The 16,422-nt window shown below is 67.6% G+C and carries 13 protein-coding genes; 6 read left to right on the top strand and 7 right to left on the bottom strand.

What is annotated here, in order from left to right; genetic code table 11:
- The first annotated feature begins 43 nt into the window (after window positions 1-43).
- Window positions 44-550 carry a peptide-methionine (S)-S-oxide reductase MsrA gene (gene msrA, locus CS1GBM4_RS19300; RefSeq protein WP_186420371.1) on the top strand — a complete coding sequence of 169 codons (507 nt, stop codon included), beginning with the start codon at window positions 44-46 and terminating at the stop codon, window positions 548-550.
- Window positions 551-690: 140 nt separating this feature from the next.
- On the opposite strand, the gene CS1GBM4_RS19295 is transcribed toward msrA, so the two are convergent.
- The 6 genes from CS1GBM4_RS19295 to CS1GBM4_RS19270 all read right to left on the bottom strand — a co-directional run bounded on the left by CS1GBM4_RS19295 (window position 691) and on the right by CS1GBM4_RS19270 (window position 9,227).
- On the bottom strand, window positions 691-1,734 hold the full coding sequence (locus tag CS1GBM4_RS19295) for a histone deacetylase family protein (RefSeq protein WP_186420370.1): 1,044 nt from the start codon (window positions 1,732-1,734) through the stop codon (window positions 691-693).
- A gap of 71 nt (window positions 1,735-1,805) precedes the next feature.
- Window positions 1,806-4,121, bottom strand: coding sequence for an EAL domain-containing protein (locus tag CS1GBM4_RS19290; RefSeq protein WP_186420369.1), 2,316 nt, complete (start codon window positions 4,119-4,121; stop codon window positions 1,806-1,808).
- Between the two features lie 48 nt (window positions 4,122-4,169).
- A complete protein-coding gene (locus CS1GBM4_RS19285; RefSeq protein WP_186420368.1) occupies window positions 4,170-4,790 on the bottom strand; it encodes a TetR/AcrR family transcriptional regulator in 621 nt (206 codons plus the stop codon).
- On the bottom strand, window positions 4,787-5,971 hold the full coding sequence (locus CS1GBM4_RS19280; protein ID WP_186420367.1) for an acyl-CoA dehydrogenase family protein: 1,185 nt from the start codon (window positions 5,969-5,971) through the stop codon (window positions 4,787-4,789). The genes CS1GBM4_RS19285 and CS1GBM4_RS19280 overlap by 4 nt, the downstream gene beginning before the upstream one ends.
- A gap of 171 nt (window positions 5,972-6,142) precedes the next feature.
- Window positions 6,143-7,156 (bottom strand): TRAP transporter substrate-binding protein, encoded by a 1,014-nt coding sequence (locus tag CS1GBM4_RS19275; RefSeq protein WP_186420366.1) that lies wholly within the window; start codon window positions 7,154-7,156, stop codon window positions 6,143-6,145.
- A gap of 160 nt (window positions 7,157-7,316) precedes the next feature.
- Window positions 7,317-9,227, bottom strand: coding sequence for a TRAP transporter large permease subunit (locus CS1GBM4_RS19270; protein WP_186420365.1), 1,911 nt, complete (start codon window positions 9,225-9,227; stop codon window positions 7,317-7,319).
- 190 nt (window positions 9,228-9,417) lie between these two features.
- Between CS1GBM4_RS19270 and CS1GBM4_RS19265 the strand changes: the two genes are divergently transcribed.
- From CS1GBM4_RS19265 to CS1GBM4_RS19255, 3 genes are read left to right on the top strand one after another with little or no spacing between them, the layout of a single operon-like run.
- Window positions 9,418-10,269 carry an IclR family transcriptional regulator gene (locus tag CS1GBM4_RS19265; RefSeq protein WP_186420364.1) on the top strand — a complete coding sequence of 284 codons (852 nt, stop codon included), beginning with the start codon at window positions 9,418-9,420 and terminating at the stop codon, window positions 10,267-10,269.
- Window positions 10,266-11,906, top strand: coding sequence for an acyl-CoA synthetase (locus CS1GBM4_RS19260; RefSeq protein WP_186420363.1), 1,641 nt, complete (start codon window positions 10,266-10,268; stop codon window positions 11,904-11,906). Before CS1GBM4_RS19265 ends, CS1GBM4_RS19260 begins: the two co-directional genes overlap by 4 nt.
- A complete protein-coding gene (locus CS1GBM4_RS19255; protein ID WP_186420362.1) occupies window positions 11,903-12,760 on the top strand; it encodes a DUF296 domain-containing protein in 858 nt (285 codons plus the stop codon). The genes CS1GBM4_RS19260 and CS1GBM4_RS19255 overlap by 4 nt, the downstream gene beginning before the upstream one ends.
- A gap of 15 nt (window positions 12,761-12,775) precedes the next feature.
- On the opposite strand, the gene CS1GBM4_RS19250 is transcribed toward CS1GBM4_RS19255, so the two are convergent.
- Window positions 12,776-14,395, bottom strand: coding sequence for a GMC family oxidoreductase N-terminal domain-containing protein (locus tag CS1GBM4_RS19250; RefSeq protein WP_186420361.1), 1,620 nt, complete (start codon window positions 14,393-14,395; stop codon window positions 12,776-12,778).
- 492 nt (window positions 14,396-14,887) lie between these two features.
- Between CS1GBM4_RS19250 and CS1GBM4_RS19245 the strand changes: the two genes are divergently transcribed.
- Together CS1GBM4_RS19245 and CS1GBM4_RS19240 are read left to right on the top strand one after the other, a co-directional pair.
- On the top strand, window positions 14,888-15,205 hold the full coding sequence (locus tag CS1GBM4_RS19245) for a hypothetical protein (protein ID WP_186420360.1): 318 nt from the start codon (window positions 14,888-14,890) through the stop codon (window positions 15,203-15,205).
- 90 nt (window positions 15,206-15,295) lie between these two features.
- Window positions 15,296-16,414 (top strand): transporter, encoded by a 1,119-nt coding sequence (locus CS1GBM4_RS19240; protein ID WP_186420359.1) that lies wholly within the window; start codon window positions 15,296-15,298, stop codon window positions 16,412-16,414.
- The last annotated feature ends 8 nt before the right edge of the window (window positions 16,415-16,422 follow it).

Here is a 16,422-nt window from a genome sequence, read left to right as displayed (position 1 = left end):
TCAGGCGTCGATGCTTATCTCGGCCGCAGCAAGGAGGTTTGACATGACGGAACGTGCTGTACTCGCAGGCGGTTGCTTCTGGGGCATGCAGGACCTGATCCGCAAGCTCCCCGGCGTCGAGACGACCCGGGTCGGCTACACCGGCGGCGACGTGAAGAATGCGACCTATCGCAATCACGGCAGCCATGCCGAGGGCATCGAGATCATCTTCGACCCCGCCAAGGTCAGCTACCGGCAGCTGGTCGAGTTCTTCTTCCAGATCCATGATCCGACGACGCTGAACCGTCAGGGCAACGACCTCGGCACCAGCTATCGCTCGGGCATCTACTATGTCGACGAGACGCAGAAGAGGACCGCCGAGGAGGTGATCGCCGAGGTGAACGCCTCCGGCCGCTGGCCGGGCAAGGTGGTCACGGAGGTGAAGCCCGCGGGCGATTTCTGGGAAGCGGAGCCGGAGCACCAGGATTATCTGGAGCGCTATCCGGCCGGCTACACCTGTCACTGGGTCCGGCCGGACTGGGTGCTGCCGCGCCGCGAGGCGGCGGAGTAGTTGCCACTGCTAAGAAAGAGTGGGCTCGCGCCCGCTCTTCGATCAAACGCCGTCATGCTCGGGCTTGACCCGAGCATCTCTGGCAGAACAACCCTCTGGTCCCGAGATGGTCGGCTCAAGGCCGACCATGGCGCCAGACACTACCCGTTGAACCCGCCCAGGAACGCGTCCAGGCAGCCGCCGATCGCCTCGACGGCATAGCCGCCCTCCTGCACCACGAGTGTCGGGAGGCCGAGCGCCCTCACCTTCGCGCCGATCGTGCCGAAATCGGCGGCTTCGAGCTTGAGCACACCGATCGGGTCGTCCTTGTGCGCGTCGTAGCCGAGCGCAACGACCAGCGCCTGCGCGCCGAACTCGCGGATGGCGCGGCCGGCGCGGTCGACCGCCGCCTCCATCTCGGCACCGCCGGCGCCATGGGCGAGCGGCAGGTTGAGGTTGAAGCCCTCCCCTGCCCCGTTGCCGCGCTCGTCGTCATAGCCGGTGAAGAAGGGATAGTAGTTCACCGGGTCGGCATGAACCGAGATCGTCAGCACGTCGTTGCGGCGATAGAAGATCTGCTGGGTGCCGTCGCCGTGATGAGCGTCGACATCCAGGATCGCGACCTTGCCGAATCTGCTGCGCAGGCGCTGCGCCGCGATCGCCGTGTTGTTGAGATAGCAGAAGCCCGAGGCGCGGTCGGCGCGGGCATGGTGACCCGACGGGCGGCAGAGCGAATAGACCGCGGGCTCGCCGGCGAGGACAGCGTCCGCGCCCGAGACCGCCGTCTCGGCCGAGCGCAGGGTCGAGAGCCAGCAATGCTCGCCGACCGGGACCGACATGTCGCCGAGATACCAGCCCATCTGGCCGACGATGCCGGTCGGCCGGCAGGGCGGGCGGACATCCTCGTCGGTGCGGCCGCTCCAATAGGGAAAGGTGTTGGGCCAGGCCTCCGGCCCGCGCTCGGGCAGAGCGAGCCAGCGCTGCCACAGCCCCTCCAGGAAGCGCACGAAGCCTTCGTCATGGACAGAGAGGATCGGGCCGATGCCATGCTCGGCCGGACGCTCGGGCGTGACGCCGTGCCTGGCCAGTGCGCCGAGCAGCCGCTCGGTCCGCTCCGGCAGGTCCTTCGGCGCCACGATCTGGCCGAAGCGCATATATTGCAGCGGATCGTGCTTGGACTGGTCGGGGTGATAGAAGGCACGCATGCAAGGCTCGTCTGTGTGATCGGAAGACCGGCATAGCGCCACGAAAATCCCTGTCCGGGAAGTGCGCCAGCTCAGGCGGCGGCACTATCCCCGTGCATGGCGTCGCCTTTCGGCAGCAGGTCCGGCAGTTGCAGCAGCACGGGCACGCGGCTGGCGGGGGCGGGCCTCGCATAGCGATAGCCCTGGGCGAATCGGCCCCCCTGCTCGCGCAGGAAGCGTTCCTGCTCCGCGGTCTCGACCCCCTCGGCGATGACGTCGAGGCCGAGATCGGCGGCGAGCCGGATCAGGGCCCGCACGATCGCCGCGTCGCCGCCCCCCTCGGCGACATGGCTGACGAAGCTGCGGTCGATCTTGAGGGCGTCGACCGGAAAGCGCCTGAGGTGGGTGAGCGAAGCGTAGCCGGTGCCGAAATCGTCGAGCGCGACGCGCAGGCCGGCCGCACGCAGCGTCGTCAGCGTGCGCTCGGCCTCGTCCGCATTGCGGGTGAGCAGCACCGTCTCGGTGACCTCGACGCCGAAACGGCTCGCCGGTACGCCGGCCGCGGCCAGCTGGGCCAGCAGACGCTCCGGCAAGGCCGGGTCGCGAAAGACGCTGGCGGCGAGATTGACGCAGACATGGCCGATGTCGAGACCGGCATCGAGCCAGCGCCGGAGATCGCCGATCACGGCCGCGATGATCGCGTCGCTGATGCCCGCGGCGATCTCGGCGTCGTGAAAACCCTCCTGGAAGGCCGCCGCCGGGATGATGCCGCGCTCGGGATGGCGCCAGCGCGCCAGCGCCTCGAAGCCGACGATCCGGCCGGTGTCGAGCGCGACCTGCGGCTGGTAGAAGGGCAGGATGCGTTCCTGCTTCAGCGCGCCGGCCAGCCCCTGGCACACGGCGACGCGGCGCATCATGGCCGCCCGCATCGCCGGCTCGTAGAGCACGGCGATGTTGCGACCGTTGGCCTTGGCCCGGTAGAGCGCCAGATCGGCATCCTTCATCAGCTCGACGCCGTCGCGGTCGTGCTCGGGCGCGAGCGCGATGCCGAGGCTGGCGCGGGTGGCGATGCTCTGTCCGGCATGCTCGCAGGGCTGGCGCAGCACCTCGATCAATCCCCTGCCCTTCGCCAGCGCCTCCGCCGCCGTCAACCGTTCGCCGGAGAGCACGACGAACTCGTCGCCGCCGAGGCGGGCGACGAAATCGCGAGCTCCGACCGCGGCCGCGAGCCGAGCCGCCGCCTGGATCAGCAGGACGTCGCCGGCATCGTGACCGAGCGTGTCGTTGATCGACTTGAAGTCGTCGAGGTCGATGAGGAAGAGGCCGACCGTGCCGCCGCGGCTCGCCATCGCCGCCAGCGCCTGTTGCAGGCGCTCGTTGAAGAGCAGGCGGTTCGGCAGCCCGGTCAACGTGTCGTGGGTGGCCTGGTGGCGGGTGCGCGCCTCGGCCGCCTTGCGATCGGTGATGTCGACGATGCCGGCGACGACGGCCGGCGTCTCGCCGAGCGGCAGCGTCGTCGCGGTGATCAGGACGTCTCGGACGGCGCCGGCGCCGTCGCGCACCTGGGCCTCATGGCTCTGGATCTGGTCGTTGTCGTGGAGCAGGCGCGCGATGACGCGGCGATTGTCGCCATCGAGCAGGACGTCCTGAACATGCGCCTGCGTGACCTGGTCGCCGAAATAGCGCTTGGCCGCGTCGTTGCCGCGCAGGAAGCGGCCCTCGCCGCGCGAGGTGACGACCAGCGGAATCGGCACCGCCATGAAGACACGCTCGATCAGCGCCTGGCTGGCCCCGAGCTCGTCCTTGGCCTGGCGCTCGGCCTGCGTCGCGGCCCATTCGAGCCGGCGCAGCCGATTGCCGTGAACGACCACGAGCCCGAGCGCGAAATTGAGCATGGTCAGCACGAGGATGAGGCCGGGCAGCGTCGCCGGCAGCGCCCCACGGCCGAGATAGCCGACGAGCATCAGGGCGCTGCATCCCACTCCCAGCGTCACCGTCCAGCGAAAGGAAGTCGGCGCGACGAGATAGTAGATCGACGGCAGCATCAGCACGACGAAGAGGGCGAGATCGCTGCGCGACGAGACCAGCAGCGCAACCATGAGCGCGGTCGCAACCTCCCAGCCGATCAGCACGCCCTGGGCCTGCGAGAAGCGCATCGCCTTGCGCACCAGGACGAAGCACAGCAGCGAGGCGAAGACGACCACGAGCCGGGCCGGCACCGCGACGAAGAAATGCGGCGTGCCGTGGAAGCGCCAGTCGCTGGCGAGGAAGAGCGTGTTGAGAATCGCCGAGATCAGGAAGATCAGCCGGCACTGCCGCAGCGTCTCGCCGAAGCGCGCGGCGCGGAACGTCGCCTCCCGGCCGGGATCGCGGAATTCGCCACCAAATCGAAACACATCGCGCGCCATGCCGTACCGTCACCCGGCGCTGGTCAAAGTCAGGTTAAGGCAAAACGGCTAGCTGTCCGGTTCGGGATCGGCCGGCGCGACCAGCGCGGTGAGCTCGCCCGCGAGCGCCGCGAGGTCGAAACGCCCCTCGCGATACCAGTCGACCGAGCCGTTCATGGCGCCGAGCAGGAAGAGCCTCAGCCGCTCCGGCGCCGCGCCGGGCGCGAGGCCGCCTGCGCCGGCGAGGTCCTCGATCAGCGCCCGCCAGAGATCGTCATAGGCGCGGCGCGTCCGGCGCACGCTCTCGGGCGTCGGATTGTCGCCGAAGCTGAAGACTTTGATGCTGGCGCAGGTGTAGTCGGAATGGCCGTGGAGCGCCGACAGGTGAGCGGCGATCGCCGCCTCGAGGCGGCGGCGCGGATCGGCCTCGCCTGCGGCCTCCAACGCCGCGCGCACCGCGTCATGCACAAAACGGACACCGTCGTTGACGACCGCCTCGACGATCTCCTCCTTGGAACGGAAATGGTGGTAGAGGCTCGCCTTGCGGATGCCGACCGCCTCGGCGAGCTCGCGCAGCGTGGTCTGGTGGTAGCCGCTGCTGCGCAGCAGACGCGCCGCATGGTCGAGGATCAGGCGGCGGGCGCCGCCCTCCAGTTCCGCCCGCTCGGCGCGCCCCGACACTACCGTCACAGCCGCTTCGCCACCTCTTCGAGCATGACCTCGGTGGCGCCGCCGCCGATCGCCTGGACGCGCGCATCGCGGGCCATGCGCTCGATCGCGCTCTCGCGCATGAACCCCATGCCGCCATGGAACTGGACGCAGGAATACATGACCTCGTTGACCAGCTCGCCGCAATAGGCCTTGGCCATCGAGACCTCGCGCGTGGCGTCGAGGCCTTTCGCGTCGAGCCAGGCGGCGTGATGGACCAGCTGTCGGCCGGCCTCGACCCTGGCGGAGAGCATGGCGAGCTTCTGGCGGATCGCCTGCTTCTCCCAGAGCGGTGCGCCGAAGGCCCTGCGGGTGCGCACATGCTCGAGCGTCAACTCGATCGCGACCTGCGCCTCGCCCATCGCCATAGCGCCGATCACGGTGCGCTCGTTCTGGAAATTGCGCATGATGGCGTAGAAGCCGCGGCCCTCGCCGCCGAGCAGATTCTCCGCCGGGATCCGGCAGTCCTCGAAGATCAGCTCCGCGGTATCGGAGGAGCGCCAGCCATGCTTGTCGAGGGCGCGGCCGACGCGGAAGCCCGGCGTGCCCTTCTCGACCAGGAACATCGAGACCGCCTGCGACGGCCTGGCCGAGGGATCGGTCCTGGCCGCGACGCAATAGAGGTCGGCGTGGACGCCGTTGGTGATGAACATCTTGGCGCCGTTCAGCACATAGGAATCGCCGTCGCGGCGCGCTGTGGTGCGGATGCCCTTCACGTCCGAGCCGGCGTCGGGCTCGGTGACGGCAACGGCGCAGATCGCCCTCCCGGCGACGATGTCCGGCATCCAGCGGTCGCGCTGCGCCTTGCTGCCGGCGTTGAAGACATGGACCGAGGCCATGTCGGTGTGGACGAGCGCCGTGATGGCGAAGCCGGAGAAGGTCGAGCGGCCGAGCTCCTCGGCGAGGACGACGGTCGCGAGCGTGTCGAGCTCGGAGCCGCCATATTCGGCCGGGTAGCGGATGCCTAAGAAGCCGAGCTCGCCCATGCGGCGCAGCACCTCCCGCGGCACCATGCCCGCCTCCTCCCAGGCGAGGCCGTGCGGCTTGACCTCGCTGGCGACGAAGCGGCGCAGCTGGTCGCGCAGTGCCTCGTGCTCCTCGCCGAAATAGGGCGAGCGGAGCGGCGATGCGCCGTCATGGGCGAGAGGTTCGGCCAGGGTCATCGCGCGCTCCGGGACTTGTCCAAGTTACCTACCTACCGAACGGTAGGAGCTTTGGAGACCAGGCGCAAGCGAGGTCGGGATCGCCGGACGCGACAAGGGCGCGGCGCCGGAGCGCCACGCCCCCATGATGCGAAGCCGGCGATGCCGGCCGCGAAGGGATGACCGGCGAGATCAGGCCAGCTTGCCGCCGACCGCCTTCTCGAGGATCGACCAGGCCTCGTCGCCGTACTTGCCCTTCCACTCGGCGTAGAAGCCGGCCTTCTGCAGGGTGGCGCGGAAATCGTCGGCCTTGGTCTCGTTGATGACCATGCCCTTCGCGGTCAGTTCCGCCTGCAGGCCGGCATTGAGCTTGGCGACGTCGGCGCGCTCCAGCATGGCGGCGGCGTCGATGTTCCTGGCGACAATCGCCCGCAGATCCTGCGGCAGCCGCTCGAAGGCGCGGCGGTTGGCCAGGAACCAGAAGCCGTCCCACATATGGTTGGTCAGCGAGAGGTACTTCTGCACCTCGTAGAGCTTGGCCGTCGCGATGATCGCGAGCGGGTTCTCCTGGCCGTCGACGATCTTGGTCTGCAGGGCGGTGTAGACCTCGGCGAAGTTGATGCTGGCCGGAGCCGAGTCGAAGGCCTTGAACATCGAGGTCCAGAGCGGCGACACCGGCACGCGGATCTTGAACCCCTTGAGGTCGGCGGGGCTGGCGATCGGGCCCTTGGACGAGGTCATCTGGCGGAAGCCGTTGTCCCAGATCTTGTCCATGACGTGCAGGTTCGCCTTGGCGATCTGGCCGCGCACATAGGCGCCGAGTTCGCCGTCCATCGCCTTCCAGACCGCGTCATAGTTCGGGAAGGCGAAGCCGATGCCGCTGACCGAGGCGTTCGGCACCAAGGTCGACAGGATCAGCGGCGACAGCGTGAAGAACTCGACGCCGCCGGAGCGGACCTGGTTCAGCATGTCGGTGTCGGAGCCGAGCTGGTTGTTCGGGAAGATCTGGATGACGACGCGGCCATTGGTCTCGGCCTTGATCTTCTCCATCGCCTCGCTGGCGCGGAGGTTCATCGGGTGCGAGACGGGCAGGTTGTTGGCGTATTTGTAGCTGAATTCCGGCGTCTGGGCGCGGGCGACCTGGAAGGTGCCGATCGTGGCGGCGGCGGTCGCGCCCTGCAGGATCGTGCGGCGTGAGATGGACATGGTCTTTCCTCCAGACGTTCGTTGTTGTCAGCGATGAAGTTTCGGCGTCATTGCGAGCGAAGCGAAGCAATCCAGAAGATTGCACGCAATCCTTCTGGATTGCTTCGTCGGCAAAGCCTCCTCGCAATGACGGCATGACGAGACATGGGCGCCATCGCGTTCACAGGAACATGGTCGAGAAGGACGGAACGTAGGCGATGATGGCGAGGCCGGCGAGCAGCGCCACCAGATAGGGCCAGATCGCGCCCATCGCCTCGTCCGGTTCGACATTGCCGATCTTGCAGGCGATGTAGAAGCCGATGCCGATCGGCGGGGTCATCAGGCCGATGTTCATCGCGGTGACGACCACCATCGCATAGTGCACGTCGTTGATGCCGAGGCTCTTGGCGATCGGGAACATCAGCGGCGCCATCAGCACGATCGCCGGCAGGCCTTCGAGCACGCAGCCGAGAATCATGAAGACCACGACGGTCACCGCCATGAAGCTGATCCAGCCGCCGGGCAGATGCGACATCGCCGTGGCGAGGTCGCGGGCGAAGCCGGTCTGGGTCAGCGCCCAGGCCATGGCCGAGGCGGTGCCTAGGATCATCAGGATCGCTCCGGAGAGCGCCGCGGTCTCGACCAGCATGCCGTAGAACTGGCGCAAGCTGATGCCGCCATAGAGGACGATGCCGACGATCAGCGCGTAGAGAACCGCGATGGTCGAGACCTCGGTCGCGGTGGCGACGCCGCCGCCGACGGCGCTGCGGATCAGGAAAGGCAGGACAAGCGCAGGCGCGGCGATCAGCGCCGTCTTCCAGATCGTCGCGAACGGCGCGCGGCGCACGCCCTTGAGCATCTCGCCGCGCGCTTTCCAGCGCGCCAGAACGGCGAGCACGAGCAGCAGCACGGTCGCAACGACGAGGCCGTTGGTGAAGAGCCCGGCGATAGAGACGCCGGCGACCGAGCCGAGCACGATCAGCACGATGGACGGCGGCACGGTCTCGGCCATGGCCGCGCCGGTCGAGAGCAGCGCGATCAGCTCCTTCGGCTGGTAGCCGCGCCGCTTCATCTCCGGGAACAGCGCCGGCGCCACCGTCGCCATGTCCGAGACCTTCGATCCCGAGATACCGGAGACCAGGAAGAGCGAGCCGAGCAGCACATAGGACATGCCGGCGCGGACATGGCCGAGCAGCGAGGCGAGGAAGTCGACGATCGCCTTGCCCATGCCGGTGCAGTCGAGCACGCAGCCGAGCAGAACGAAGATCGGGACGGAGAGCAGGATCAGGCTCGACATGCCCTCGTCCATGCGCCCGATCATCACGAAGATCGGCACGCTGGTGCTGAAGGAGAGGAAGCAGAGCGCGCCGAGCCCGAAGCAGAAGGCGATCGGCACGCCGGCGACGAGGCAGAGCCCGACGACGCCGAGCAGGAAGATGACGATGTTGAGGTAGCCGAGGGTCTTGAACACCGGCGTCAGCAGGAAGAAGGCCGCGGCGACGCAGCCGATCACCGCGGCCGCGACCAGCAGGTCGCGCAGCGTGCAGGTCCTGACCGCATAGGTCAGCACCAGGGCCAGCATGGCGATGATGCCGAAGGCGATGGCCGAGACACGGTAGCTCGACGGGATGTTGAGCGCCGCCGAGGTGACATAGGATTCCTCGATGACATAGTCGATCGCCGGCCAGGTCATCACCGCGAGGAAGGTCGCGATCGCGAGCAGGCCGAAGGCATGGGCGAGCCCGCGCAGGCGCTCCGGCAGCATGCCGACGAACAGGGTCAGGCGCAGATGCTCGTTGCGGTCGATCGCGATGGCGGCACCGAGCATGGCGAGCCAGAGGAAGCAGATCGACGCGGCCTCGTCGATCCAGACCACCGGGATCGACAGCACATAGCGCGAGGTGACGCCGGCGAGCAGCAACGTGACGATGGCGACGAGCAGGATCGCGGCGACGACCTCGAGCGGACGCACCAGAGCCGAACCGACCCGCTTCGGCGCGTGGTCGAGACTCTCCAGAACCGCGGCGACGCCATCGCTGGAATTTGCGCTGGCATGCGCGCTGGCGGCCGCGCTCGTGCTCGCTTCGGCCATCAGGGCCGCTCCTCCCATCCACCCGCCATGTCGGCGACGCCGATCCAGCAGGTCCATATTATGGCGAAATTCATCGCGCTTTCTGGCTGGACCATACACAGATCAACTGCGGTTGCAATCACTGCCGCGGCCATCTACAGATTTCAAACAGGCGAGAGGTCCGCATCATGGACCCAATTCGGCAGAGGAAATGCGGCCCGAGGCCCTATCGACGCCCGATCTGTCAGGCTCGCAGAGCGTCGACCGCGCTTTGCGGCTGCTGGCGCTCGTCGGCCGCGAGACGGCCACCGGCCTGCCGCTCAGCGAGATCGTCGAGGAGAGCGGGCTGAACAAGCCGACGGTCCGGCGCCTGCTGCTGGCGCTGATGCGGGCCGGCCTCGTCGAGCAGGAGGCGCGCACGCGGCGCTATCATCTCGGCGAGGAAGCCTTCGTGCTCGGCCTGCTCTCCGGCCAGCGCCACGGTCTGCTCGACCTCGCCATGGAAAGCCTGCGCACGCTCTCCGACACGACGCAGGACACCAGCTTCTTCTCGATCCGGCGCGACCGCTTCGCCATCTGCCTGCACCGCGAGGAAGGCACCTGGCCGGTGCGCACCCACGCCCTGCAGGCGGGCGATCAGCACCCGCTCGGGGTCGGAGCCGGCTCGCTCGCCATGCTGGCGCTGATGCCGGACGCCGAAGCCGCGGCGGTGATCGAGGCCAACCGCGCCGTCCTCGCCGCGCGCTATCCGGCCTATGCGCCGGCCCAGCTCGTCGCCGATATCGCGCTGGCCCGCGCGCAGGGCTTCGCCCTCAATCCGGGACGGATCGTCGCCAGCTCATGGGGCGTCGGCGTCGGCGTGCGCTATCCGGATGGGCGCGTCGCCGGGGCGCTCAGCATTGCCGCGATCGATTCGCGCATGCAGCCGCAGCGGCAGGAGGAACTCGGCGCATTGCTGCGCCGGGAGGCGCGCCGGGTCGAGGCCAGGATCGCCGCCATGCTCGACCGGCGGCAGGCGAAGCCGGCACAGGACGAGACCAGGACAGCGGAGACGACGCCATGACGACGAGCGCAGCGGGCGCGGACCCGGTGGGCGGCCAGAAGCCCGTCACGACGCGGGTCATGAACCTCGCGCATTTCCTGACGCGCAATGCCCGCCGCTTCGGCGGCCGGCCGGGGCTGATCTGGGGCGAGCGGCAATGGAGCTGGGGCGAGCTCGACGCGGCGACACACGCGCTCTGCGCCGCGCTGGCGGCACGCGGCATCGGCAAGGGCGACCGCATCCTGGTGCATTCCAAGAACTGCGACGAGATGTTCATCTCGATGTTCGCCGCCTTCCGGCTCGGGGCCGTCTGGGTGCCGACCAATTTCCGCCTGATGCCGGACGAGGTCGCCTGGCTCGCAACATCCTCGGGCGCCAGGGCCTTCCTCTGCCATGGCGATTTCCCCGACCACGCGGCAGCCGTCGCGGCGGAGAGCAAGGCGCTGGAGTTCACCTGGCGCATCGGCGCGGGCGCCTTCGGCGAGACGTCGCTGGCGGAGGCGATCGCCAGGCATCAGGGCGCGCGCGTGCCGGATGCGGCCGTCGACCGTGACGATCCCTGCTGGTTCTTCTTCACCTCCGGCACGACCGGCCGCTCCAAGGCCGCCGTGCTGACCCATGGCCAGATGGGCTTCGTCGTCACCAACCATCTCGCCGACCTGGTGCCGGGCTCGACCGAACAGGACGCCTCGCTCGTCGTCGCGCCGCTCTCGCATGGCGCCGGCGTGCACCAGCTCGTGCTGTCGGCGCGCGGCGCACCGACGATCCTCCTGCCGACCGAGCGCTTCGACATCGACGAGGCCTTCCGGCTGATCGAGAAGCACCGGGTCACCAACATCTTCACCGTGCCGACGATCCTGAAGATGCTGGTCGAGCATCCGGCCGTCGACCAGCACGACCATTCCTCGCTGCGCCATGTCATCTATGCCGGGGCGCCGATGTATCGCGAGGACCAGAAGACGGCGCTGAAGAAGCTCGGCAAGGTGCTGGTGCAGTATTTCGGCCTCGGCGAGGTCACCGGCAACATCACGGTGCTGCCGCCCCATCTGCACGAGATCGAGGACGGGCCGGCGGCGCGCATCGGCAGCTGCGGCGTCGAGCGCACCGGCATCCAGGTCCAGGTCCAGAACGAGGAGGGCGAGGAACTAAAGCCCTTGGAGACCGGCGAGATCTGCGTCATCGGGCCGGCCGTCTTCGCCGGCTACTACCAGAACCCCGAGGCCAACGCGAAATCCTTCCGCAATGGCTGGTTCCGCACCGGCGATCTCGGCCATATGGACGAGGAGGGCTTCGTCTATATCACCGGCCGCGCCTCGGACATGTACATTTCCGGCGGCTCGAACATCTATCCGCGCGAGATCGAGGAGAAGATTCTGACCCACCCGGCCATCGCCGAGGCGGCCGTGCTCGGCGTGCCCGACGCGGTCTGGGGCGAGATCGGCGTCGCGGTCTGCGTCGCGCGCGGTCCTGTCACCGAGAGCGAGCTGGCGAGCTATCTCGCCGAGAAGATCCCGCGCTACAAGATGCCGAAGCGCTTCTTCTTCTTCGAGGAATTGCCCAAATCCGGCTATGGCAAGGTTCCGAAGCGCCTGGTGCGCGACGAGCTGGAGAAGCGCGGCCTGCTCGATTTCGTCCGCGCCCCAGGACCGGCGGCATGAGGCGGATCGAGCAGCCGGGACCGGCCGAGCCCGAGCGGGTCCAATGGGCCGAGGCGCGCGGCCGCAAGCTCACTCTGCACCTGAAGCCCGGGCTGCTGCTCGACGCGATCGCCAAGGCCTTCGCGGCAGAGGGCTTCTCCAGCGGCGTTCTGCGCCTGCCTGCCGGCCTGTCGCTCGCGCCCTTCGCCTATGTGATGCCGGCGCTGTCGCAGACGCCGGAGCACGCCGCCTTCTACAGCGAGACCTTCCGGCCGGACGGCGTGACCCGGATCGAGACGGGAGCGCTGACCTTCGGCGAGCGTGACGGCGCCCCCTTCTTCCACGGCCACGCCCTCTGGCGTGAAGCCGACGGCAGGCGCAATGGCGGCCATATCCTGCCGGACCAGAGCGTCCTCGCCGAACCGATCAGCGTCGACGCGACCGGGCTGGATGGTGCCGGCTTCGTCGCCGGCCATGATCCCGAAACCAATTTCAAGCTGTTCATGCCCGCCGAGCGGCCAGGCATTGGCGCGGAGGCCGGCGGTCGCTTCTTCGTGCTGCGATTGCGGCCGAACCGCGACGTCTTCACCGCGCTGGAGGATTTCTGCGCCGAGCGCGGAATCGCCTCGGCCGTGATCCATGGCGGCGTCGGCTCGACCATCGGCGCGCGCTTTTCCGACGGCCGCGTGATCGAACCCTTCGCCACCGAGATCGCGATCAGCGCCGGCCATGTCGCGCCCGGGGCCGATGGAAGGCCGGAAGCGTCGCTGGCGATCGCGCTGGTCGATTACACCGGCGGCATGGCGCAGGGTGCGCTGAAGCGCGGCGAGAACCCGGTGCTGATGACGCTGGAGCTGGTGCTCGAGGCGCCATGACTGCCGTCGGCGTCGCTAGCGCGCGTCCTCACGCACCATCTGCGCGCCCTTCTCGCCGATCATCATGCTCGGCGCGGCCGTGTTGCCGGAGGTGATCGCCGGCATCACCGAGGCGTCGACGACCCGCAGGCCGGCGACGCCGCGCAGGCGCAGGCGTGCATCGAGCACGGCCGCCGGATCATCGTCGCGCCCCATCTTCACCGTGCCGACCGGATGGAAGATCGTGGTGCCGATGCGGCCCGCCGCCTCGGCCAGCGCCTCGTCGCTGTCATGGCCCGGCCCCGGCAGGTATTCCTGCGGCCTGAACCGGGCGAGCGGCGGCTGCGCCACGATGTGGCGGGCGAGCTTCAGGGCGTCGACCGCGACCTGCCGGTCCTCCTGCGTGGAGAGGTAGTTCGGCGCGATCGCCGGTGCGGCCGCCGGATCCGGCGACTTGATGTGGACGCGGCCCCGGCTGCTCGGGCGCAGATTGCAGACGCTGGCGGTGAAGGCTCCGAAGGGGTGGAGCCCGTCGCCCCATTTGTCGAGCGAGAGCGGCTGGAAGTGGAATTCGAGATTGGCGGTGGCGTAATGCGGCGCCGACTTGGCGAAGGCACCCATCTGCGATGGCGCCATGGTCAGGGGCCCGGTGCGGCGCACCGCATATTCCAGCGCCATCAGCGGCCGGCGCCAGAGCCTGGCATAGTCCGTGTTGAGCGTCTTCACGCCCTCGACCTTGTAGATCGGCCTGAGTTGCAGATGGTCCTGCAGATTCTCGCCGACGCCGGGCGCATGGTGGACAACGTCGATGCCGAGCCCGCGCAGGCGCTCGCCGTCGCCGATGCCAGAACGCTCGAGGATGGCAGGCGAGCCGACGGCACCGGCGCTGAGCAGGACCTCGCCGGATGCGCGGGCGACATAGCGCTCGCCGCCGCGCGACAGGACGACCCCGACGGCCCGCCCGTCCTCGACGAGGATGCGCTCGACCAGGCAGCCGAGCTCGACCCGCAGGTTGTCCCGGTCCAGCGCCGGCTCGAGGAAGGCGCGCGCGGCGCTGAAACGCCGGCCGCGCTTCTGGGTGACCTGGAAATAGGAGGAGCCTTCGTTGTCGCCGGTGTTGAAGTCGTCGATCTTGCGGATGCCCGCCGTCTCGGCCGCGTCGCGCACCGCATCGAGGATGTCCCAGCGGACGCGCGGATGCTCGACGCGCAATTCGCCGCCGGCGCGATGGAAGCGGCCGTCCGGGGCGATGTGGTCCTCGTGCTTGAGGAAGAACGGCAGGACGTCGTCCCAGCCCCAGCCCTCGAGACCTCGCTGGCGCCAGCCGTCATAGTCGGCGGCCTGGCCGCGCATGTAGATCATCGCGTTGATCGCCGAGCAGCCGCCGACCACCTTGCCGCGCGGATAGGCGAGCGAGCGCCCGCCGAGCCCGGCCTCGACCTCGGTCTGGAACAGCCAGTCGGCACGTGGATTGCCGATGGCGTAGAGATAGCCGACCGGGATGTGGAACCAGATCCAGTCGTCCTTGCCGCCGGCCTCGACGATCAGGACCTTGCGGCGCGAATCGGCCGAGAGCCGGTTGGCGAGCACACAGCCGGCCGAGCCGGCGCCGATGACGACATAATCGAAGGTGCCGATGCTGATCTCGTCGGCCATGGCCACTCCGCCTCGCTTCTCTCCCGGGCCCCAGGGATAGGGCGCAGCCGCGACCGCCGCAATCCGGCCTCGGTGCGCAAAGGCGCGCCGGCACGTGCGACTTTACGCGGCAGCGGAGACGCTCCGACAGCACAGCGCGTCAACCGTCCGCCATCGACGCGGCCATGGTCAGATCGGTAAAAGAAAGCGAAAGTCGAGAAACTGAATGAGATAATTGATCAAGGTATCCATACTTTATCCCGGCGTAGAGGCCCACTCGATGGAATCCGTTCCGCCCCCTGCAAGCGGCGACGATTATTCAGCTTTAAACATTTTATCCTGACATCTTGCTTGAATTAAAAATTTAGAACGATTTAGCTAGAGCCGCCCGACAGATCTTCCTCTAATGCTTTTTAGTCAGGATTTATTGCTTGACGCCGCAACGTCACGGGCGTATTCCATAAACGCAAGTTGGGCTTATTCTCGCCTGCCGCGACATCAAGGGGATTTCTCATGAAGAAGCTGTTGCTCGCCTCGGCTGCAGCGCTTGCGCTCAGCGCCATTCCGGCCGCCGCCGACACGGCGAAGATCTTCGGCGACGCCAGCGCCAAGGTGCTGACGCCGGACGCCAACAAGAAAGTTGTCGGCAAGGGTTACTATGCCGATTACTACGGCTACTACGGCTATGTCTATTCGTACTATGCGTATTATTACGCTTATTACGGTTATGCATATTCGAATGCCAACTACTATTATGCGGCGTATTACTATTCCTATTACGCCACCCAGTACCTTTACAACGCCTACTACTATCAGTACTACAACGCCTGATAACCCCACCGACAGGCTGGATCGCCGCCTCGTCTGATCCGGCTTGTTGCGATCGGTTCCGGCCTGCCCGGTGGATAGGGATTGGGATTGTTGCGTAGGACGTCCGTTGTGATGGCGCGCCATGCGGCGCGTGTGACCGGGGTGTCGCTGGCGGCTTTGCTGGCCGCCAGCGCTTCGGCTTCTGGTCAATCGAAAGAAGAGCTGCTCGAGCGGCGCATTCAGCAACTCGAAGCGCGCCTGAAATCGCTCGAGAGCGAGATCACCAAGCGCGACAAGGCCCAGCCGGCTCCCGCACGCCGCGGAGCCGAGCGGCCGCAGGCGGCAGGTGCCAACAGCCAGACGGCGCAGGGGCCGCGGGATGCGCCCCAGCAACCTCCCGGCCAGCAGAAGAGCGCGGTCGCACAGGAAGCCTTCCTGGCCCGCGACAACATCCCGACGTTGCAGAGCAACAAGTTCGAGATGTCGCAGAGCTTCGACTATGGCCGCGGGACCAGTTTCGTCCAGAACGATCGCAGTTTCCGCGCCACCACCACGTTCCGATACGGCGTCAGCAACGATATCGAGCTGGCGCTGTCGGTGCCCTATTTCGCGTCGCAACGCCGGACCAACGCCTTCAACCAGACCATCGTCCGCAATCGATCCGGTCTGGCCGACATCTCCTTCCAGGCCTCCACCAATCTCTGGCGGGAGGACGAGTGGTACCCCGGCGCAGCGCTGACTCTCGGTGTGTCGATCCCGACCGGAGACACCCCTTACGATCTGATGAACCTGCGCGCGGGGGTGATCCCGACCGACCCGCTGGCCCTGAACCAGTCCAGCGGCCATTGGGTGCCGCGTGGCGCGATCCAGTTCTTCAAGACGGTGGATCCGCTGATCCTGTTCTTCGGTGTCGGCGCCGATTACGCCATTCCGAAGAGCTTCGCCGGGATCAAGGTCGAGCCGGGATACCGCATCACCTACAATATGGGTTTCGGTTTCGCCCTCTCGGAGCGCTCCACGCTCGGCGTCTCGTTCAACGGCGCCCTTTCGGAGCGGTTCAAGGTCGGCGGCGTGCCCGTCGCCAATTCGGTCAACGAGCTCCTGACCGCCCGCTTCACGCTGATCCAGCGGGTCGGGCAGGATTTCTGGTTCGAGCCCTCGGTTACGCTCGGCCTGACCGACGACGCTCCGGACGCCGCCTTCTCGCTTTCCCTGCGCAAGCGCTTCTGAGGACCGGC

Source organism: Allobosea sp. CS1GBMeth4 (genome assembly GCF_900185715.1).
GTDB lineage: Bacteria > Pseudomonadota > Alphaproteobacteria > Rhizobiales > Beijerinckiaceae > Allobosea.
Note: the sequence above shows the minus strand (reverse complement) of the source record. Positions and strands in the feature narration are given on the sequence as shown.